This is a genomic window from Paenibacillus sp. lzh-N1, from assembly GCF_002872435.1.
Lineage (GTDB): Bacteria > Bacillota > Bacilli > Paenibacillales > Paenibacillaceae > Paenibacillus > Paenibacillus polymyxa_C.
Map to the genome: position 1 here is coordinate 1,150,855 of NZ_CP025696.1, position 20,191 is coordinate 1,171,045.

A 20,191-nucleotide genomic window follows, 5' to 3' on the forward strand; every position below is an offset into this window, starting at 1 on the left:
CAGTATGACTGACAACAAAAACTATTATACTCTTAGTTACATAAAAATCAATCACTTACATCAACTTTATCAACTAGGATTTGGATTTAATTCTGTAACATTTCCTGTCGTGGTTCCGGATAGTTTATCTGCGACCGATCTGAGCTTCTGGCGACTGGATGAAGGCTTATCACGGCGATCATCAATTTTGACCGAGGTGGACACACGTTTGGCTCCTGCCAGGAATGGCGCTTCGTGCAGCGCAGCAATAGCGGTGAACACATCATCCAACGACCCCTCAATAATCGTACTCATGGAGGTAAGCTCATAGGTAATTCCTTTTTGCGTCTTCAACACTTTTTGCATTTGAGCAACATAGTCGCTCAGGCTCGTACTCCCCGTTCCAATCGGGATCACAGTCACTTCTGCAATAGCCATCACCAAGTTCCTCCTTTAATTTAAAAAAAATCTTCTTTTTTAAAATTCTAAAACCCAGTCCATAAAGCAACCTTGTTTTGCAAGAAAATTTCCATATGTATACCGCTTGTTTCTGTAGGAAGCATCTATATTATTTATTGTACCGTCCACTCCGTCTCAATTCAAATACGGCTCGCGACTTCTCTGCATATTTTGATTTTCCATTCCTTTTCCTTTACGTATGGCTTCGAATGTTGCTATAATACTCCTTGCACTTATTTGAAATTTTAAGTTTATATACACAATATGTTGGGTTAAATATTCATAACACCTCTAAATATAGTGATGTAGCCGATAAATCCTACGGGAACCATCTTTTTCCCCTTCATTGGCAGGCGCATCGCTATTTCTATGTTATTGGATTACATACAGCCCCAAAATGCTGTCTGACCATCGCTTTTTTCATCATTTTCTTTTCTCAGATCATTTTCATGCCTATTCCCTAAGTATGAATTCCAAATCAAGAAAGCGAGGAATTAATCCTATGCCACAACTCGTAACCAAACCAAACAATCGCCAGTTGGCTTTTGATGAAATACGTATATCCGTATATGCTGACCGTGTGCTCAGCGGGCTGGACAAGCTGGATAAAGATCGACTCATTCGCGGTGTAACCAGTAAGCTGCGCCGGGATGAAGTCACGGGGGATGAAATTAGCAACGCATTTGCAATGGCTGCCCTGGAACTGGTTAGCAAGGAAGAACCGGACTGGAAATTTGCTGCTGCGCGTGCTTTGCTCACTTCTTTATATAAAAAAGCAGCTACTCACCGCCGTTACAAATCGTATGCAGACGAGCCTTACGGCGCTTTTTACCCACTGATCACCGATTTAGTTCAAAAAGGAATCTACCGTCAAGAGCTGCTTGACTGCTACACCAAGGAGCAGATTGATGAACTCGGCGATTCCATATTGCCGCAGAATGACCTGCTGTTCGACTATATCGGACTGTTGACGCTGTCTGAGCGCTATTTGGCCAATGATTTTGACGGACGCGTGATGGAACTTCCGCAGGAACGCTACATGATTATCGCAATGTACCTAATGCATCAAGAGCCTGCCGACAAGCGTATGGAGCTGGTTAAGGAAGCATACTGGGCGATGAGCAACATGTACATGACAGCAGCTACACCTACCATGTCTAATGCCGGAAAAAAGGTGGCTGGACAGCTTTCCAGCTGCTTTATCGACACCGTAGACGACTCGCTGGAAGGTATTTTCGATTCCAATACCGATGTAGCCCGTCTTAGCAAAATGGGTGGCGGCATCGGCGTATACCTCGGTAAAGTACGAGCGCGCGGCTCCGATATCCGCGGACATAAAAATACAAGCTCTGGTGTTATTCCTTGGATTCGCCAGTTGAACAATACAGCGGTTAGCGTAGACCAACTGGGTACACGCAAAGGTGCAATTGCCGTTTATCTGGACGTATTCCACAAAGACATTCTGGCATTCCTGGACCTAAAGCTGAACAACGGTGACGAGCGGATGCGTGCGCATGACGTATTCCACGGCGTATGTCTGCCCGATCTGTTCATGGAGCGGGTCGAAGCACGGGGCGAATGGAATCTGTTCTGTCCGCATGAAGTGAAGAAGGTCATGGGCTGGAAAGATGACAAGGGTCGTCCACTGGGACTGGAAGATTTTTATGATGAAACCTTCGGTTCAGGCTCCTTCCGCGAGAAGTATGAGGAGGCGTCACAGCATCCGATCCTTTCTCGTATTACGGTGCCTGCCATTGACATCATGAAGCGTCTGATGAAATCACAGTTGGAAACAGGTACGCCGTACATGTTCTACCGCGATACGGTAAACCGGGCTAACCCGAACCGTGCCCATGGTATGGTGTATTCCTCCAACCTGTGCACGGAAATTATGCAAAATCAATCTGCAACGGTAGTAGAAAAAGAAGAACTGGTCACCAAGGACGGACAAACACGCATTGTTATTTCCAAAATTCCTGGCGACTTTGTGGTGTGCAACCTGAACTCCATTCATCTGGCTCGTGCTGTTCCGGCAGGTGTGCTGGATCGTCTCGTACCGATTCAGGTACGTATGCTGGATAATGTTATTGATATCAACAACATTGAGGTGCTGCAAGCACAATACACGAACAGCCAATATCGTGCAGTCGGCTTGGGTACATTTGGGCTGCATCATCTGCTCGCACTTGAGGGTATCCGCTGGGAGTCCGATGAAGCGGTAACCTATAACGATCATTTGTATGAAAAAATTAACTACCTGGCTGTAAAATCCAGCATGGAGCTGGCGAAAGAAAAAGGCCGTTATGCCAAATTCGAGGGTTCCGACTGGGCGACCGGACATTATTTCACTTCCCGTGGCTATACAGACGGTACACGTGAAGGCAAATTCGTCACTACGTCCGAGTGGAGTGAGCTTGCGGAAGAAGTCCAACAAAACGGTGTCCGTAACGCATGGCTGTTCGCCATCGCGCCTAATGGTTCCACGTCCATCATTGCAGGCTCTACCGCTAGCATTGATCCACTGTATGAGTTGCTTTCCTATGAAGAGAAAACAACCTACAAGATCGCAAACCCTGCACCAGACTTAAATGAAAAAACCATCTGGTACTACAAGACAGCTTTCTTGCTGGATCAACATGCTTCGATCAACATGGCTTCTGCACGTCAGCGTCATATTGACCAAGGTCAAAGCTTTAACCTGTATGTGCGCCCAGATATCAAAGCTACCGAATTTTTAGAGCTGCACATCCATGCTTGGAAATCAGGTATGAAGTCGACCTATTATGTACGCAGCCGCGCACTGACGATTGAAGAATGCGAAAGCTGCGCATCCTAAACTAAAGGAGAGAGCCTCTCATGCAGTTACAAAAGATTTTTAACACAGAAGCGCCTAACCGCTCTACCCGTATTATTGAAGGCGAAAACTCCGGTATTCTGAACTGGAACGATATTCGGATGCCGCATATGTACAAACTATATAAAGTACTGCTACTGAACCACTGGATTCCGGATGAAATTCCGATGTCCAAGGATGCGTCCCAGTTTCCTATGCTGGATGCCGAAGAACAGCGCACCTTCAAAATTAATATCGGCCTGCTGGCCGTGCTGGACTCCATGCAGACCATGTTTGTCGGAGATGTAAAACGATATTTTACCGATTCATCGCTGGAAGCCATTTCGGCCATTATCGGACAACAGGAAGTCGTGCATAACCAGTCCTACTCTTACGTGCTATCTTCCCTGGTATCGGAACAGGAGCAGAAAGAAATTTTTGAATATTGGAAAAACGATCCTGTCCTGCTGGAGCGCAACACATTCATCTCGGCGATCTACCAGGAGTTCCGCGATGAGCAGAATCCCCAAACCTTCTTCCAAGCGATGGTAGCGGATTTGATTCTGGAAGGTATTTTCTTTTACAGTACGTTTGCCTTCTTTTACAATTTGGCCCGTGACCAAAAAATGATGGCTACCAGCCAGATGATCTCGTATATTCAGCGCGATGAAAATCAGCATTGCTACTTCTTTGCCGAAGTGTTCAAGCAGCTTTTGGCTGATTTCCCTGAGCTGAACACGAAAGAGAACATGGACTACGTCTATCGTATGATCAACCGCGCTGTGGAGCTGGAAACGAATTGGGCGCATTACACGCTCAAGGAGGTTCGTGGTATTGACTTGAACGAGCTGAGCGATTATATCAAATACATGGCAAACATGCGCCTGAGACTTCTGGGTATGGACAAAGCCTATGAAGGTGTAGATGTAAATAGTATGCCTTGGATCAAGCCATTTTCGGATGAAGCCCTGAATGCAACAAAAACGGACTTTTTTGAAGCAAAATCACGCAATTATGGCAAAGTCGGAGATGACAACGGATTTGACGATTTGTAAGTCATACGCTACAAGCCTTAACTCGGTTATTACTGAGTTAAGGCTTTTTTCTATGGGATGAAATTTGCACAAATGCGCAGAATTTTCATGAAACATATGAATTACTATTCATATTTCCCTACTTGAACACGATATTATATGAAGGTGAAATAATATAGTAAGGAGCATATTATGAAAAGCAAAGTCAAAAAAAGAATGGGATTACAATCCAAACTCTACTTCATCTTGCTCATTCCTTTAGTTGTGATTGGCGTCATGATTCTGTGGACGACCAAACTGTCTATTCAGAATGCTTCTCTATCAACCATGCAGCTCAACAATGAAGCGCTGGCAGTGAATACGGCCAAGCTATTGGACAAATCAGCCGTCAAAAGCTTAAATACGAATCCATCCGAGCAGAGCAGCGAGTATAAAGAACTTCGGAACGAGTTAAATACGCTTAGGCTGCAAAGCGGAGTCCTGTATATGTATATGTACAACCGTGTTGGCGATGAGTGGAAGCTCACGGTGGACGGAGCTGCTTGGGACGACAAAGACTACAGTCCTTTTGGAAGCCCTGTTAGTTTCACCCGTAAAGAAACGGCAGATAGATTGAAACAAGGGGAGACGGTCACTACAGATATCACAACGGACCCTGATTGGGGAACGATGTTTTCTTCCTTTACACCCATTAAGGATACAGATGGAACCATCATAGGCTATCTGGGAATTGACAGATCCCTTGCCTCTGTAACTGAAGTATACGAGAAAACCCTGCCTGAGGCCTACCGGCTAGTTATCCCTGTGGTCTCCATCATTCTGATCATTTCCATTGCGGCAATGGTGCTGGTAACCCGTCGAATACTGCGTCAGGTGCGATTCATTAAAAATACACTGGAGCAAGTAGCCGACGGCAATCTTACGGTTACATCGCAGCAAGTTACGTATGATCAGCTAGGTGAAATCAGCGGCTTGACGAACCGAATGGTGGAAGCCATGTCCAATATGATTGTGGACATTCAAAGCAGTTCAAGTACACTTCAGCAAGTATCAGAGAATATCGTCGTGACAACAGAAGGAACACTCCACCAGACTGAGGAACTGTCCCGCACACTCCAGCAAATTTCTGATGTATCTACAAACCAAGCGGATCAAACGTTAGAATCGGTTCAGCAATCTGACCGCTTAGGGCAAACGCTGGATGAAGTCGGAAGCCATGTGCACCAGTTTACGGATACGGCGCGCCATCTCAATGAGGTCCGTAATCAGGTAGCCAGTGAACATGAACTGCTATTGGAGAAGGGACGAGAAAGCGCCCTGCGAATCAAGCAGATGCAGCGTATGTCACACGCGCTAACCGAAAAATCCCGCGAAGCAGCTAACATCGGGCAGCAGGTACAGGGCATCGTAAAGCAGACGCAGATTTTATCCTTTAATGCCTCGATTGAAGCCTCGCGTGCAGGGGAAGCTGGTAAAGGTTTTTCTGTCGTAGCTCATGAGATGGGACAACTTGCCCAACAATCTGCCATGTCCATTCGTGAAATCGATCAAATCCTAAGCAGCTTTGTCGAGCAAATTGAGCAAATGGGCGATCAATTTGATCAAAATATAAACACTGTCAATGAACAAGAAAAACAAATTGCATTATGTTTACAGTCTGTTGACAAAGTCACCCAGGTTTCAGAGGAAGTTCAGGAACTTGCTGCACATCTGGCCCAATTGACGACAGAAATGCACGAGGTACGTCACAGCGTAGATCAACATCTGAATCACACAGCCAGCGCGGCGCAGCAAACTGCCGGAATGACGGAAGATGTATCCACAAGCGCACAGAAGCAGGCTTTAGCGGTAAAAGAACTATCCGCAGTAGCCCGTAATCTGACTACACTATCAAACAATCTACAGCGTCATGCTGATCAGTTCCGGGTAAAGAGTTCAGACCAATAATGATTTCGGTGAACTGTGACCCGTAAGATGGACACTTGATCTAAAGTGTCCATCTTACGGGTCATTTTCCAAACGAAAGGGAGTACATTCAAAAGGAGCATTCGCTAACATAGCGAATGCTCCTTTTGAGGTTAGAAAGCCGGGCTGAGTACACCTTTATCCAGATAGATGCATACATATATAACCTAGAAGGTCTATTAAAGGTACTTAAGAGTTGTGCCGTTATTCTCACGATGGGGGAGCCGCGGCTGTTTTCATCGGTTTCATATAAGAAGGATAGCCTCCCGTATGCTGGAGCATTTCAATTTCACGCAAAATACGCGGCAAGTCAGCGACCGAGTTCATCACGATGTGGGCCCCTGCCCTTTTCAAGCCATATATACTCTGTCTGCGTCGTTCCTCAGATACTCTGTCGTCCGTTTCACAGCTTGTAGTGTGATCCGGGGTCAAAGCACTCTCGTTATGGTTCAACACACCAATCGTCCAAACGCCGGCATTCCGTCCTTCTTGCATATCGGCAGCTGTGTCTCCTACCTTCACAATATCGCTAAGCGGGAATACCTGCAGGCGATGTGCAATTTCATAGATCATCCACGGATAAGGCCTCCCCTGCGAAACTTCACAAGGGGCTACCATACAATCCAGTGTATAGGGTGACTGTGCAGGCGTGAATACGTGACTCAGCATCTCCATCGGGCAAGATGCAGTAGCGCCTGACTGAATGCGGCGATCTTGAAGCTCCTGCAGCGCCCTATCTATACCGGTAGCAGTCTCAGCCCCTTGGATCAAAGAGCGAAGAACAGGGACAAGCTCAAGATAAATATGCTCAATATCCACTCTGCCAGGATGCGCACCAAAGCACTCCAGCCATTTTCTACGAACCTCTGAAAGTCCGAGCACATTCGCAATATGATCCCGGATGGGCAGTCCCCGTCCATGAGATACCTGCTCTTCAGTTACCTGTATGCCCTTCCATCTGAAGATGTCGCACATTCCCTGGATTAAGCCCCGTCCCCCGGGGTCTAACAATGTACTTTCAAGATTAAAAATAACCGCCTGTATCATGCAATCCCCGCCTTTCCGTACCGCGGCTATCCGCAATCTTTATTTTGCTTAGGAACATGATACACAGCTAACGTAAACTCAAATGTCGCAAACGGTAAGCGGATTGTAATTGAAAATAAATTCCTTGAATGGTTTTGATTTACCGAGTGAAATAAGGAGGGAGTCGCAATATGAGACAGCCTTGGAATGAGTTTAATTCCAAAATGCCTTGGCGGATGGAGCTTGGTTGTTATGCCCTGAATAAGCTAGCCTGTGGAGGATTGGTTTTTGGTCTCTTATGGGTCTACTGCTATCTGACAGAGGAAATAACGGGATTGCCTGTGAGTATAGCAGGCAATAGCGGTGAACTGACCGCGCAGTTGTGGGCCTATGGCTTTGCTCTTCCGGCGGCTCTTGCCGCTGATGCGCTACGTGATCTTTTACCCTGGCTTCGCAAGCCTGAGCAGTTCACGCTATACCTTGCCGTAGGGTTCAGTGTCTTTCTTCTGCTAGGATCTCTGATGTCGCCTGCTGGAACAGGTATATCATGGAGCAACGGCATAGCCGGTGCAGGGATTACACTACTCTATTATGGGGGAAGGCACTGGCTGAACCGTGAATATGGAATACAGATCATGCTGGCCTTCCTCCTGCCACTGCTGCTATGGGTTATAGGGCTTCAATAATATCGCCGGCTACTACTGAAGCGGGATGCTGGCGATGATGCGCGGCCGTTTCCCCAGCCACGCCATGCAGATACACGCCAAAGGCTGCTGCCTGCGAAGCGTTCAATCCTTGGGCCAACAACCCTGTGATGATGCCTGTCAGCACATCGCCGGCACCGCCTGTCGCCATGCCGGCATGGCCTGTGGTATTGACGTAGGCCGTTCCATCGGGACACGCGATGACCGTGCGTGCTCCCTTGAGCACCAGCGTGACTCCGCGTGTCCGGGCGTATTCCCGGGCATGGCTGATTCGGTCACGCTGCACCTCTGCTGTCGGTATGCCCAGCAGACGAGCCATTTCACCGGGGTGCGGCGTTAGCACGACCGCCGCATCTCTCAACTTCCAGGCATCCAGCTCAGGCCCCGCCGAGGCCAGGATGTTCAAGGCGTCCGCATCGAGCACGAGCGGACCGCTGTATTCCTCCCACAGGCGGCGCAGCCAGCCAGTGTCCCCTGCGAAGCGGCCGAGGCCGGGCCCGACGGCCAGCACATCGCGCGCCTGCGCAAGCTGGAGCAGCTCAGCGGCAGAGTCAGCGTTCCATTCGCCGTCTCCCCCTGTTGCTGCGGCAGCGAGCATCAGCTCCGGCGCGGCACCAATGACGCGCGGAAGCAGTGCCTCAGGCACCGCCCACGTCACAAGGCCGCTGCCGATGCGCAAGGCGGCGCGTGCAGCCAGTAGGCCTGCACCGCTCATGCGCAGGCTTCCGGCCGCGACCAGAACGTGGCCATAGGTGCCCTTGTGCCCGTCCGGCACACGACTACGGCTGACATCCACGTCCAGCGCGTCGCGTAGCGTAGCGCTGGTCAGGAGCTGCAGCTGTACGCCGCGCTCACGGGCAAGGCTGGGCGGAATACCGATGTAGCGTACCACCACATCACCAGCGTTTCCGGCGCCCGGATATTGGGCGAGCCCACACTTCAAGTAGGCGAGGCATACGGTGAGACGCGCATGAATGCACGGCTCGTGCAGTGCACCTGTGTCGGCGTCGAGGCCGCTAGGCACGTCTACCGACACGATTGGCGCGCCGCTGGCATTGGCCTCGCGGATTAGCGAGGCATAGGGTTCACGCGGTGGACCTTGCGTGCCTGTGCCCAGCAGGGCATCGACGATGCCCGAGGCACCGCACAGGCCGAGGTTATCCCGACCATAGAGGATAACCGGGATATCCAGCGCCGCGATGATGTCGCGCTGGGCAGCTGCTTCACCGCGTAGCGTTTCAGGCGGCTCGGCATACACAACGGTGACGCGCAGACCTGCATCGGTCAGATGGCGGGCTGCCACCAGTCCGTCACCGCCGTTGTTGCCTTTACCAACGAGGATATACCAGTGTGCTCGTTCACATACATCATATCGCCCTCGGCTCGATGAATCCGTCCGTATAACACTGCCATGTCCCGGTACATCCCCCGCTCCTGTGTGTGTGACCTCATTTATGCCACCGCTTTTTCCACGTCTCTCAGCACAAAGTTTCAGTACCTCGTCAGCTACTGCTCGCCCGGCATTTTCCATCAAGGTCAGGGCCGGGATCCCCAGCTTATCAATCGTGTACCGATCCAGTTGCCGCATTTGTTCGGCGGTCACCATATACATGCTTATTCGCCTCCCATATAGCCATCCCTGTGATTAATATCCGACGGTAAAGCGGGAATTGACAAATTCCCCTTCTACTAACTCATCAATCAGGGCTACCGCATAATCCTCTACAGAGATGCGACTATGGCCTAATTCGTCCACTACCAAATGATCCAAACCAATACGGAACTGCCCTGTACGTTTACCCGGTTCAATAATTCCGGCAGGACTACAATATGTCCAGTCTACATCCGCAGCACGGTACAACTCCAGTGCATCAGCGTGCGCCGCCGCCAGTGGCTTCACTTCCTCTGGAAACTCAGCGGTATCCATGAGACGCTCACCGTTTTCTGTTTTCAGACTACCCGCTCCGCCAACGACAAGTATGCGCTCCGCACCGGAACGCCGAGTTCCTTCCAGTAAAGAACGAGTCGCTTCGAGCAATTCTTCCTCAGCTCCAAACTTGGGACCATAGGCGCTAATGATAGCATCGTGCCCTTTGGCTACCTCCGTAACGGAATTCGGGTTTAGAATATCCGCCTGAACCACCGTCAAATATTCATTTTGCTCTGTCACTCGTTGCGGATCGCGCACTGCCGCCGTCACCTCATACTTACGCTTGATTGCTTCCTTTACTAACGCTTTGCCAATTGTTCCTGTTGCTCCGAAAATAATCACTTTCATATTAACGTGCCTTCTTCCTATCTATAATTTTCTTACTGTTATTTATCCGTTTTATAACCAGCTCAAACTCGTGCAGGATTTCAGCTTACAGTCCTCCCGGCTGTCGCCAATACATCCCTTCCGACCTTGGACTAACCAGTTGGAAGCCGAACTGCGCATATAACCGGTCGGCTGGCTTATCCGCAATCAGCGTTGCAAAGCTGCCCACAGGAACCTCCCGTTTCAAATACTCCATAATCTCTTCCATAAGCTTACGTCCATAGCCCTTCCCCTGATGGGAAGGCTTGACTGCAATATCCGTAACCAGAAAAAACACACCGCCATCACCGCTCACCCGGCCCATCCCGATCAATTCATGTCCAAGCCGTAGCGTTACAGCAAATAGGCTGTTCGGCAAGCCCTTAGCTGCCGCTTCTTCCGTAATTTGCGACAAACCAGCCTCCTTGCGTAAAGCCTGATATTCCTCGACGGCTGGAATAGCGTAATCTACGCGAAGCAGCTCGTACGGTTGATTCGATGTCTCATGATGTTCTGTTGCAAAATCTATATTTTTATTCATGCCGAATCTCCCTTCCTGCTGTAATCTTGTCTATTTTACCAAAAAATACTTCATAGTTCTTGGTTTAGAGATATACAAGCCCTTGAAATGCCTGTGTGGTCTGTGCAATAGTGTAGAAAGAACAATGGAAGGAGGGATTGCGGGTGTCCCCGACGGACTTCGCGGCATTAGCCGCATATATCTCACCCGGTCTGATCGCCTTCCTGCTGGCGTTATCCTTGCTGGTATGGCTGTATGTTCACAGTGCAGCCCAGCTTCGCAATTCGCGTCAGCAGCGGCTCGAAGAATTACAGGAATCACTGCGTATCTATGGGCGGTTAGCTGGTTATCTCCAGACTGCTACCCAGAACGCGATCAACAACAGCGAAAAGCAGCAGCACCAGCATGGACTAATCCATGCTCTTCAGGAGGCTAAAGCAGCCCCCTATTTGACCCCTCACCTTCAAGAGCAGGTTCAAGCATCCCTTCGGGAATGTGATCCATTCCGCCGGGAATTGCTTCTCAAGTCACTGGAGCGTGAAATGAACAAACTGATCGAGGAACGGCGACTTGTTCTGCTGGAATCCCATGCTCCAGGCTGGGGAACAGCATTATGGAAGCTATTGCGCCCAGCGGCCGGTCCGCTGACGCTGGCGGGAATCGTCTGGTTGACCTCAAGACTGGTTGTGGAACTGATGACTTACAGTCATGTCGATGTTAGTCTACCCGACACCACACAATCTGTATCATGGCTTATAGGGTATGCATGGATAAGGTTCGTTTCTGGCTTGATCGCCTTGCTGTATGTCTATCGTCTGATGACCCTGCGTAGACAAAATGATCTGGACGTGACGGCATCCCATTTCCCAACAAGCCTATTATGTATGGTCATTGCCGTTGTCGCCCTGTTTCAGTGGCTTGGGCCAGAAGCGTCTCCCTACATACTGGCTGCACAGCTTGTGCTGTTCTTGATTGGCTTCCGACTTACCCGAGGCCGCTCGCGAAGTGATCGTCCTTATGTGGGTCATCCCAGCTTGATGAAGGCTGATGCTTCGCAGCATCAGGAATTACACGCAACTGACAAAGATACAACCGCTGATTCTTCTTTGGCTGATGAACATATGCGGTCCTAAACACCGTTGCGCCTGAAATTAGATCCCGTATACATCCCGCAAATCACCTACCATCACAGGACATCCCAACACACAAAGAAAGAGTTTATGGGGTGTCCTGTTTTTTGAACAATTTTTGGCTTTTTACGGGGTTAGGCTTGTGCCAACGATCAAGGAAAGGGTATATTGTTTATATAAATGTAAATCATATCGTTTTATATGTATGAATATTGAAAAAATCCATATATGTTAAACTACCATCAATTTATGATGTGCGTTAGAATTGGAGGAACTATGCAACTGGACATTTCTGAAAAATCACTTCCCGTTTATGAAGCGCTGGCCAGTGAGGTTCGGCTGAACATGATTGTTCTGCTTGCGGAGAAGCCTATGAATATACGTGAGCTGGCGGAAGCCCTGGGACTCAGTAGTGCGATTATGACCATGCATGTTAAGAAACTGGAGAGAGCATCCATTATTTCGACTAAAATGCTGCCCGGACGAGGCGGGGTTCAGAAGGTATGCTCATTGGCTACGGACAAAATTGAAATCGCCATGCCACGCTATCAGCAGGATGTACGGCAATTTCATCAGACGGAGATTTCCGTCGGACACTTTACAGATTTTGAAATTCAGGCAACCTGCGGCCTAGCCACCGTCGAAAAGATTATCGGAGAATTCGATGAGCCTCGTTCGTTCTTAGACCCTGAGCGCTTCAATTCCAAAATTCTGTGGTTTAGCCAAGGGTATATGGATTATAAAGTGCCGAATTTCCTATTGTCCAGTCAAAAAGCTGAGGAACTGGAAATTTCGATGGAATTATCATCGGAGGCCCCTTTTACCAATGATAATTGGCCTTCAGACATCACGTTTTTTCTAAATGATGTGAATTTGGGCACTTGGACCAGCCCGGGGGATTTCGGTGATAATCGTGGTAAATATACTCCTTCATGGTGGCCTGATTTTATCAATCAATATGGTCTGCTTAAGAGACTTCGCGTTACATCCGAAGGTACCTTTATGGATGGCAAGCAGATATCCGATGTGACCCTAAGCGACGTGCTGATTGATCAGAAGCAATGGAAATTCCGTATTGCCATTTTGGATGATGCCCAGCATATTGGCGGGGTAACCCTGTTCGGTACTGGATTTGGTAACTACAACCAGGATATCCTGTTCCGTTTGTACTACAAACCTGCGGAAAACCATACCAAAACAGCAACAGTAGAAGCTGGCGATAGCAGCAAGTAATCATTAGACCATTCAAAACCTGAACACGGCGTTTTGCCCATGCCTTTCTTGGGAGACAAAGCGCCGTGTTTTACTTTCTCATTCTCTTTTAATGGCCCCTTTTTGCCATGCGCTGTGTAATTAGCGTACAGGTTCAATACAAACTGGTGAAGGAACATCCAATACATATCCCGTTCGGGTCAACCGTCCATCATCCCCATGGATAGCAAAGGATACGACGTTGTTTCCCTCTTGATTCGCCACTAGCAAATAACCAGACAAGATGTTGAAGTTACGCGGCGTACTGCCGAAAGTCTCGACCCATTCAATCGTCTTTAGCTTGCCGCTGTCTAGATCGACATGGTAGAGTACGATGCTGTTGTGTCCTCGATTGGATACATACAGAAAACGTCCACAGGGTGTAATTCGAATATCCGCTGCTGTATTTTCTACATCTATAATGCCTTCTGGCAGTGTGGACAGACTTTGCAGCAAGGTAAGCTTACCATTACGTTCGTTATAACCAAACACAGTAACGGTATTATTCAATTCATTGGCGACAAAAGCATATCGACCTGAGGGATGAAAAACCAGATGACGTGGACCGGAACCAGGTGGCAAATCTGTCTCACGGTGGGTCACCAGTTTCCCATCCTCGGTCAAACGATATACTATAATCTGATCCAGCCCCAGATCACATACCATGGCATACTCTCCTGAAGGATCAGGAATAATCGAGTGTGGATGTGGCGCATCCTGGCGGTCCTGACGAATCCCTGACCCCGTGTGCTGAACCTGCCCCGACATGTCTCCCAACCCTCCTGCTTCTGTCGCAGGGAATACAACGGCATTGCCCCCAGAATAGTTAGAAGCCAGCACATAGTTTCCATCTGTTGTTACGGATACATAGCAAGTATGTGCGCCCTCCATTCCTTTTCGATCCAAAGGATGCAATTCCCCCGTTTGGGTGTTCACCTGATACGTGTACAGTTCGCCTGGTTCTGTTTCACTGGCAGCATACAACTCTGCCCCATTCGGATGCAGTGCCAGAAAAGAGGGTCTCTCGATTCCTTCCACACCTCCAACCATACGCAAATCACCCTTGTCCGTATGCAAAGCTCCTATATAAATTCCTCTTTCCTCACGAGACGCATAAGTTCCTATATAAAATAACTGCTCATTCCGCTCTTTCATCCGATCTCAGCTCCTTTTAGCGTATTCCTCACAAGTTATTCGACTTTTAAGTTCTACTTTTTGACTGGTTATAAACTTATCATGCATTATTACCCAAGATTCTGCCGTTTCATTAACATGTGGCTATGTATGCAAAAAAATAGCCTCTTCCGCTGTAATCTGTAGTAGTTCATAAGAACGCCACAGTTCACACCAAAAGAGACTATTTTACAGAAAAAATAATATTAAACCGCTGTGGATTGCGTATCTCTGCTTTTCCATTTTACAGCCAGCCCCAAACTAAGCATGAGAATGACCGCCCCAAAAATGTACGGCAAATTGATATGCACCTCAAACAATGTACCAGCAAGCGCAGGTCCCAAAATATTACCAATACTCATATAAGCATTGTTCATCCCGGCTGCAACTCCCTGCTCATCCCCTGCCATTTTGGATAAAGCAGTATTAATGGCTGGTCGCAGCAACGACGTAGCGGTAAAGAAGATAAGCGATACTCCGAGTACATAATAGAAGTTCCCTGAGAGCAACATAAGCACAAGGGAAATCGCGGAAAACAGAAAAGAACCGATAATCACACCTTTTTCACCAAAACGGTTCAACATCGGACTAATGACCACAGCTTGAATTATAGTTCCGACCAACGCACCTACCGTAATAATGATAGCAATATCACGTTCATTGTAATGAAACTTGCCTGTTACAAAGAACGGAAACATCGTTTCAAAATGCGTCAGGCCAAAGGTTAACGTGAATATCATAATCAACAGCATAAAGTACGGCTTGCGGAAAGACAGCGCAAACTGTTTAATCACATTGTCCCGTTTCACCTTAACATTTCGAAACTTCAACTGCTTCTCCAACGACAAGGTTTCGGGCAGTAAAATCAATGAAATCAGTGCCGCTAAACCTGATACCGCCGCCGAAACGTATAAGGGTGTACGAAGCGAGATATCTGCCAGCAAACCACCTACACCAGGACCGATCACAAAACCAAGCGACATAGCGGCCCCCAACAGCCCCATTCCTCTGCCTCGGTTATGGACTGTTGTGATGTCGGCAATATAAGCCATCATTGGAGGGATCATAAATGCCGCTCCTGCGCCTCCAAGCAAACGGGAAATATACAGCATGGTCAATGAGTGTCCAATTGCAAACAATACAGAAGACACCGTCATGATGACCAGACCGATAATAATCATTTTTTTACGTCCGTATTTATCGGACCATTCCCCCGCTAACGGCGAAAATATAAACTGGGTCAAGCCAAACACGGCAACCAGATAGCCTCCCGTTTCACCACTGCCTCCCAAGGAACCCATGAACTTGGGGAGGATCGGAATAATGAGTCCAATTCCCAGCATGGCAATAAACATATTAATCATCAAAATGACGAGCGGCCCCATTTTCAACTGTTGTGAATCCGACATGTTGCGTTTTGTCCTCCTCAGGTTCTTTATTTCGTATACGAAATTCTTATTTTGCAACCATTTCAGCAAAACTCTCCATTATATTAATAGAGCGGGAGGCAAATAACAATCATAAAATACTTCCGATACCCCTGAATGTTACTCCTTTATTTTTGTACTACAATAGCGATCGCAATATCATAATCAAATTTTTGAATTTCTGCAGAGGGAATATCAAAAGGGTTCACCGGCTTTAGCCGATTCGACTCGATCCAATATACCCCCTCTGTCGTATTACGCTCATAGCCATTACGGTCCAACCAAGCAAATAGATCATCATAAATCGTATTTAATCGTTCTCGATCTCCCTGAAAACGGGTCACTGCATACTCTCCTTCGGGCACCTCGATGCGTTCAAGACTATCCGGTACTTCATTCCACGAGGACACTTTTACGCCCACCTTGACCGCAGTACTTCCGTTCTCCTCAACAACTGTCCATTGAGGAGTTAACACATAGCCCATATCCGCGTCCAGACGACCTGAGTGGTTCTCTGGGACGCTTTGTTGCACTTGTTGCCACTGTCTGCGTACCTCATCACCCAATTCGGCAAAAGGGGCTTGCGCAGTCAGCGCTGCTACCTTGAAAGCCGATATCCGCTGAATAACTACATCGAGATTTGAACTCATACGGTTTCCTCCTCATCAAAGTGGATACTACCAAACTTACTATATCCTTATGGTGAATCTTCGAATAGCTCCTGCAATAACCTTTCCTTGTTATTCAGAAATTGTTTGGTAATGATAAAATGATCGGTTTCCTCTAGCGTCCGTGTGTCGATCCCTTCATGTGTCAGATGATACAGGACCGAATCTGGATAAGACATCAAGATGGGGGAATGGGTAGAAATGATAAACTGTGATCCCTGCTGCACAAGCTCATGAATCCGGGCAAGCATGGCCATCTGACGCAAAGGCGATAGCGCTGCCTCTGGCTCATCCAAAATATACAATCCTTGTCCCCCAAACCGATGCACAAATGCAGCAAAAAAAGACTCGCCATGCGACTGCTCATGCAGCGACTTCCCCCCGTACGAATCTCGAATAGGTCGCCCTCCTCCTTCTCGATCCAGCTCGTCGATATGAGTCGCCACATTATAGTAGCTCTCCGCCCGGAAAAAGAAGCCATCCCTCGGCTTTTCGATCCCTCTCACCAACCGGATATGCTCATGCAGCGCGGAATGCGTGGCTTGTGTAGAAAAGTTGAAATTTTTAGTGCCACCCTCTGGATTAAAGCCCCACGCGACCGCGATTGCCTCCATAAGCGTCGATTTACCTACCCCGTTTTCTCCAACAATATAGGTAACGGAAGGATGGAATTTGAGTTCGTTCCACTGTTGAAGAGCCTTTAAGTTAAAAGGGTATTGGCTCCTGTCTGCATCTGGAGGCCATAATAGCTCCAATCGACGTATAAAAAGATTACGATCCCATATACTCATGTCCAGTCAGCTCCATTGCCAAGCAATTTACTAGGTATTCCATCATTATATTGGAATTATTTACAGCAATCAATCTCAACTCCCATTTCGTAACCCTTCTGTTGTTATTCAAGCTATTATTACAGGTATAATATAACGAAGCCTTTTATTTGGGCAGGAAGTTTTCGCGCATTATCAGTCTCAATCTTATCCTTTTCAAGCAGGTGAATCTATGAATTCAAATCACAAACCGTTCCAATCCTTTAAAATCGTACAGTACATGATGACCATCTACAGGCAGCGATTGACGCGTATTTTGCTACCGCTGGCTGTACTGGCTTTTATTATATGGGAGGCTGGACGAGAGCTAAAAGACTTTAATCTGGCACGGATGCTTCATGAGCTACGGCGAATGGATGCCACGTTTCTCATCGAAATTGGCTTGTTCTCCCTGGTAGCCGTGGCTGCTATGAGTGCTTACGATTATGTAATCAGGCATCATTTCAAGCTTCAGGTCAAGCCTGGAACGACATTTCGGTACGCCTGGATCTCCAATACCTTCAATAATGTCTTCGGCTTTGCAGGCTTTACAGGAGCTGGACTACGTACTGTACTGTATAAAAAGAGCGGTGTGCCATTGGGTGTCATCACCTCGGCAGTCGTATTTCTTTCGCCTGTCGTCATTACCGGACTATCTTTGCTAGCTTGGGGTGCTATTGTCCATTTGTATCCGGTGCAGCCTGTGCTGGATACTCACCCATGGCTTCATTGGGCACTATGGGGAATGGCACTATACCTGCCTCTATTTCTGATCATGCAGCGCTCCAAAAGGTATGCCACATGGTTCAACAAGGGAGAAGGACAGCTCTCCTGGTTCACCATCTCTGCCTCCATTGGCGCCTCTCTGCTGGAATGGCTGCTGGCTGGTCTTACCTTTGCATGGATCGGCTCGCACTTGCTCCATGAGCTGCCGCTCCATTCTGTGTTCGGTATTTATGTAATAGCCGCAATTGCAGGGTTAATCAGCCTCGCACCCGGAGGAGTCGGCGCATTCGATATTATTGCCCTGCTCGGGCTGCAAATGGCAGGAGCCAACTCGGACCGGGCGCTGGCTGTGCTGCTGGTCTTTCGTGTCTTTTATTACATCATTCCGTGGCTCATCGGCTTGGTATTAGCCGCGCTGGAAATGATTCCGCGTAACGAGCGCCTGAGCCAGCTCGCTGAGACAGGCTGGGATTACTCCCTTAATGCCTGGCAGAAGGTATGGGGCTGGCCTGGTCAATTCCGGTTTTTGGCCGATCTGGGGGTATGGGCGCTTGGGAAACTGGTACTCATCTCCGGCGTGGTGCTTCTGTTGTCGGCCGCTACGCCTGGTCTGCTGTATCGGCTCCGTTTTGCTGAACATTTGCTCAGCCTGCCCGTTATGCGCTTATCGCACGAAATCTCGGTTATCATCGGAATTATGCTTGTCGTTCTGTCCCACGGAATCTCTCTGCGTATTCGCAGAGCATTGCGGCTGACCTTGATACTTCTGCTGACAGGAGCCATTTTCACCTTCACTAAAGGTCTGGATTTTGAAGAAGCCTTTTTCCTGCTGTTCGTGGCATTAATGCTGTGGATTTCGCGTTCACGGTTTTATCGGGTCAGTGCGCCGCTGAATCGGCACAACATTTTAATATGGGGCGGATTATCTCTACTCGTAACCGGCGCTTATTTTATGATCGGGGCAGGCTCCAATACACCATTTATGCGTCATATACATGCCAAGGTCCATCTGGACTTTTTTATGAACCGCAGCGATTACGGAGTTACAGCCGTATTTAGTTTGATTTTGGCATGGGTATTCCTGACGGTGTATTTCTTTCTTCGTCCTCAGCGTAGCATCAGCAATCTACCCGACGCACAGGAGCTGGTTAAGCTAAAAGAATTTTTGGAACGACAGGGTGGTAACCTCGTTTCTCATATGCTTTTTCTGGGCGATAAATATCTGTATTGGACCAAGGACGAACAGGTGGTTCTCCCCTATGCTCGCAGCCGGGACAAACTGATTGTATTAGGTGACCCTCTCGGTCCAAAAGAACGTGTGAGTGAAGCCATTCAGGAATTCCAACGGTTCGCGGATCGATATGCATTGACGGCTGTATTTTACCAAGCATCACCGGAATATTTGTCCATCTATCACGAAAACGGCTATCGCTTTTTTAAATTGGGCGAGGAGGCGCTCGTGCCGCTCGAGTCCTTTACACTAACGGGCAAAAGCAATCAGGCGCTGCGCAGCGCCAAAAATCGCTTTGACCGCGAAGGCTATTCATTCGAAATGGTCCAGCCGCCTCTAGAGGCGTCATTAATTGAGGAGATGCGTCATATTTCGGATATTTGGCTTGATGGGCGCAAGGAGAAGGGATATTCTCTCGGCTGGTTCAAAGAATCTTACCTTCAGTTGGCTCCAATTGCATTGCTTAGAGACTCCGAAGGGAAGGTCATTGCTTTCGCCACGATGGCCCCTGCTTATAATCATGGGCAGACGGTCTCTATCGACCTGATGCGTCACCTGCCCGACACACCCAATGGAACGATGGATTACTTATTCACACGGGTCATCGAGTGGGCCAAGGAGAGTGGATATACGACATTTAACCTGGGCATGGCCCCGCTGTCCCAGGTAGGACAAAGCGAAAAGGCATTGCGCGAGGAAAAGCTGGCTCGACTCGTTTTTCAATACGGGGGACATTTTTACGGCTTCCAGGGGCTTCGACGCTTTAAGGATAAATTCAAGCCGCAGTGGGAGCCGCGCTATCTGGCCTATCCAGCTTCTGTTTTTCTGCCGATCCTGACGCTGGAGCTGGTATATCTCGTGTCCAAACGCTCGGACTAAACAAGGTACGATACAAAAAGGATTTTGACAGTTTAAAACGATGTAAAAAAGGGTGTTCCCCGCCACAAGTGGTTGCAGGAA

At 48.2% G+C, this 20,191-nt stretch carries 16 protein-coding genes; 7 read left to right on the top strand and 9 right to left on the bottom strand.

What is annotated here, in order from left to right:
- Positions 1-69: 69 nt before the first annotated feature.
- Complete coding sequence (locus C0638_RS05205) at positions 70-417, bottom strand: MTH1187 family thiamine-binding protein (protein WP_040102273.1); 348 nt, start codon at positions 415-417, stop codon at positions 70-72.
- A 523-nt stretch (positions 418-940) separates the two neighbouring features.
- Between C0638_RS05205 and C0638_RS05210 the strand changes: the two genes are divergently transcribed.
- From C0638_RS05210 to C0638_RS05220, 3 genes are all read left to right on the top strand, one after another.
- Positions 941-3,274 carry a ribonucleoside-diphosphate reductase subunit alpha gene (locus tag C0638_RS05210; protein ID WP_058711002.1) on the top strand — a complete coding sequence of 778 codons (2,334 nt, stop codon included), beginning with the start codon at positions 941-943 and terminating at the stop codon, positions 3,272-3,274.
- 20 nt (positions 3,275-3,294) lie between these two features.
- A complete protein-coding gene (locus C0638_RS05215) occupies positions 3,295-4,326 on the top strand; it encodes a ribonucleotide-diphosphate reductase subunit beta (RefSeq protein ID WP_025676245.1) in 1,032 nt (343 codons plus the stop codon).
- A 171-nt stretch (positions 4,327-4,497) separates the two neighbouring features.
- The gene (locus C0638_RS05220; protein ID WP_058711003.1) at positions 4,498-6,252 is read left to right on the top strand and encodes a methyl-accepting chemotaxis protein; all 1,755 of its coding nucleotides are present in this window, start codon (positions 4,498-4,500) and stop codon (positions 6,250-6,252) included.
- A gap of 228 nt (positions 6,253-6,480) precedes the next feature.
- Here the strand turns inward: C0638_RS05220 and C0638_RS05225 are convergent, their stop codons facing one another.
- Positions 6,481-7,317: an HAD hydrolase-like protein gene (locus C0638_RS05225; RefSeq protein WP_058711004.1), complete on the bottom strand. Its 837-nt coding sequence runs from the start codon at positions 7,315-7,317 to the stop codon at positions 6,481-6,483.
- Positions 7,318-7,487: 170 nt separating this feature from the next.
- Between C0638_RS05225 and C0638_RS05230 the strand changes: the two genes are divergently transcribed.
- Positions 7,488-7,982, top strand: a complete 495-nt coding sequence (locus C0638_RS05230) for a hypothetical protein (RefSeq protein ID WP_025676247.1) — start codon at positions 7,488-7,490, stop codon at positions 7,980-7,982.
- Here the strand turns inward: C0638_RS05230 and C0638_RS05235 are convergent.
- The 3 genes from C0638_RS05235 to C0638_RS05245 form a co-directional block, all read right to left on the bottom strand.
- Positions 7,966-9,612: a bifunctional ADP-dependent NAD(P)H-hydrate dehydratase/NAD(P)H-hydrate epimerase gene (locus tag C0638_RS05235; protein ID WP_058711005.1), complete on the bottom strand. Its 1,647-nt coding sequence runs from the start codon at positions 9,610-9,612 to the stop codon at positions 7,966-7,968. The two genes, C0638_RS05230 and C0638_RS05235, sit on opposite strands and share 17 nt — an antisense overlap.
- Positions 9,613-9,645: 33 nt before the next feature.
- The gene (locus C0638_RS05240) at positions 9,646-10,278 is read right to left on the bottom strand and encodes an NAD(P)-dependent oxidoreductase (protein ID WP_013369130.1); all 633 of its coding nucleotides are present in this window, start codon (positions 10,276-10,278) and stop codon (positions 9,646-9,648) included.
- 85 nt (positions 10,279-10,363) lie between these two features.
- Positions 10,364-10,837, bottom strand: a complete 474-nt coding sequence (locus C0638_RS05245; protein ID WP_058711006.1) for a GNAT family N-acetyltransferase — start codon at positions 10,835-10,837, stop codon at positions 10,364-10,366.
- 143 nt (positions 10,838-10,980) lie between these two features.
- Here C0638_RS05245 and C0638_RS05250 point away from each other — a divergent pair, with 143 nt between their 5' ends.
- Both C0638_RS05250 and C0638_RS05255 read left to right on the top strand, forming a co-directional pair.
- On the top strand, positions 10,981-11,949 hold the full coding sequence (locus tag C0638_RS05250) for a hypothetical protein (RefSeq protein ID WP_058711007.1): 969 nt from the start codon (positions 10,981-10,983) through the stop codon (positions 11,947-11,949).
- Positions 11,950-12,222: 273 nt separating this feature from the next.
- A complete protein-coding gene (locus C0638_RS05255) occupies positions 12,223-13,179 on the top strand; it encodes an ArsR/SmtB family transcription factor (RefSeq protein ID WP_025676046.1) in 957 nt (318 codons plus the stop codon).
- A gap of 120 nt (positions 13,180-13,299) precedes the next feature.
- Here the strand turns inward: C0638_RS05255 and C0638_RS05260 are convergent, their stop codons facing one another.
- From C0638_RS05260 to C0638_RS05275, 4 genes are all read right to left on the bottom strand, one after another.
- Entirely contained in the window at positions 13,300-14,352 is a 1,053-nt protein-coding gene (locus tag C0638_RS05260) for a lactonase family protein (RefSeq protein WP_102163373.1), read from the bottom strand.
- Between the two features lie 224 nt (positions 14,353-14,576).
- Positions 14,577-15,779 (bottom strand): MFS transporter, encoded by a 1,203-nt coding sequence (locus C0638_RS05265; protein WP_013369125.1) that lies wholly within the window; start codon positions 15,777-15,779, stop codon positions 14,577-14,579.
- Positions 15,780-15,925: 146 nt separating this feature from the next.
- On the bottom strand, positions 15,926-16,447 hold the full coding sequence (locus tag C0638_RS05270) for a GyrI-like domain-containing protein (RefSeq protein ID WP_102163374.1): 522 nt from the start codon (positions 16,445-16,447) through the stop codon (positions 15,926-15,928).
- Between the two features lie 47 nt (positions 16,448-16,494).
- Positions 16,495-17,256, bottom strand: a complete 762-nt coding sequence (locus C0638_RS05275; RefSeq protein WP_025676049.1) for an AAA family ATPase — start codon at positions 17,254-17,256, stop codon at positions 16,495-16,497.
- A 211-nt stretch (positions 17,257-17,467) separates the two neighbouring features.
- On the opposite strand from C0638_RS05275, the gene mprF reads away from it, so the two are divergent.
- Positions 17,468-20,110, top strand: a complete 2,643-nt coding sequence (gene mprF / locus C0638_RS05280) for a bifunctional lysylphosphatidylglycerol flippase/synthetase MprF (protein WP_102163375.1) — start codon at positions 17,468-17,470, stop codon at positions 20,108-20,110.
- Positions 20,111-20,191 lie beyond the last annotated feature (81 nt).

Excerpts from the sequence above, each read along its gene's own strand:
- C0638_RS05205 (WP_040102273.1), bottom strand. The coding sequence starts at position 417 with ATGGCTATTGCAGAAGTGACTGTGATCCCGATTGGAACGGGGAGTACG.
- C0638_RS05210 (WP_058711002.1), top strand. The coding sequence starts at position 941 with ATGCCACAACTCGTAACCAAACCAAACAATCGCCAGTTGGCTTTTGAT.
- C0638_RS05215 (WP_025676245.1), top strand. The coding sequence starts at position 3,295 with ATGCAGTTACAAAAGATTTTTAACACAGAAGCGCCTAACCGCTCTACC.
- C0638_RS05220 (WP_058711003.1), top strand. The coding sequence starts at position 4,498 with ATGAAAAGCAAAGTCAAAAAAAGAATGGGATTACAATCCAAACTCTAC.
- C0638_RS05225 (WP_058711004.1), bottom strand. The coding sequence starts at position 7,317 with ATGATACAGGCGGTTATTTTTAATCTTGAAAGTACATTGTTAGACCCC.
- C0638_RS05230 (WP_025676247.1), top strand. The coding sequence starts at position 7,488 with ATGAGACAGCCTTGGAATGAGTTTAATTCCAAAATGCCTTGGCGGATG.
- C0638_RS05235 (WP_058711005.1), bottom strand. The coding sequence starts at position 9,612 with ATGTATATGGTGACCGCCGAACAAATGCGGCAACTGGATCGGTACACG.
- C0638_RS05240 (WP_013369130.1), bottom strand. The coding sequence starts at position 10,278 with ATGAAAGTGATTATTTTCGGAGCAACAGGAACAATTGGCAAAGCGTTA.
- C0638_RS05245 (WP_058711006.1), bottom strand. The coding sequence starts at position 10,837 with ATGAATAAAAATATAGATTTTGCAACAGAACATCATGAGACATCGAAT.
- C0638_RS05255 (WP_025676046.1), top strand. The coding sequence starts at position 12,223 with ATGCAACTGGACATTTCTGAAAAATCACTTCCCGTTTATGAAGCGCTG.
- C0638_RS05260 (WP_102163373.1), bottom strand. The coding sequence starts at position 14,352 with ATGAAAGAGCGGAATGAGCAGTTATTTTATATAGGAACTTATGCGTCT.
- C0638_RS05265 (WP_013369125.1), bottom strand. The coding sequence starts at position 15,779 with ATGTCGGATTCACAACAGTTGAAAATGGGGCCGCTCGTCATTTTGATG.
- C0638_RS05270 (WP_102163374.1), bottom strand. The coding sequence starts at position 16,447 with ATGAGTTCAAATCTCGATGTAGTTATTCAGCGGATATCGGCTTTCAAG.
- C0638_RS05275 (WP_025676049.1), bottom strand. The coding sequence starts at position 17,256 with ATGAGTATATGGGATCGTAATCTTTTTATACGTCGATTGGAGCTATTA.
- mprF (WP_102163375.1), top strand. The coding sequence starts at position 17,468 with ATGAATTCAAATCACAAACCGTTCCAATCCTTTAAAATCGTACAGTAC.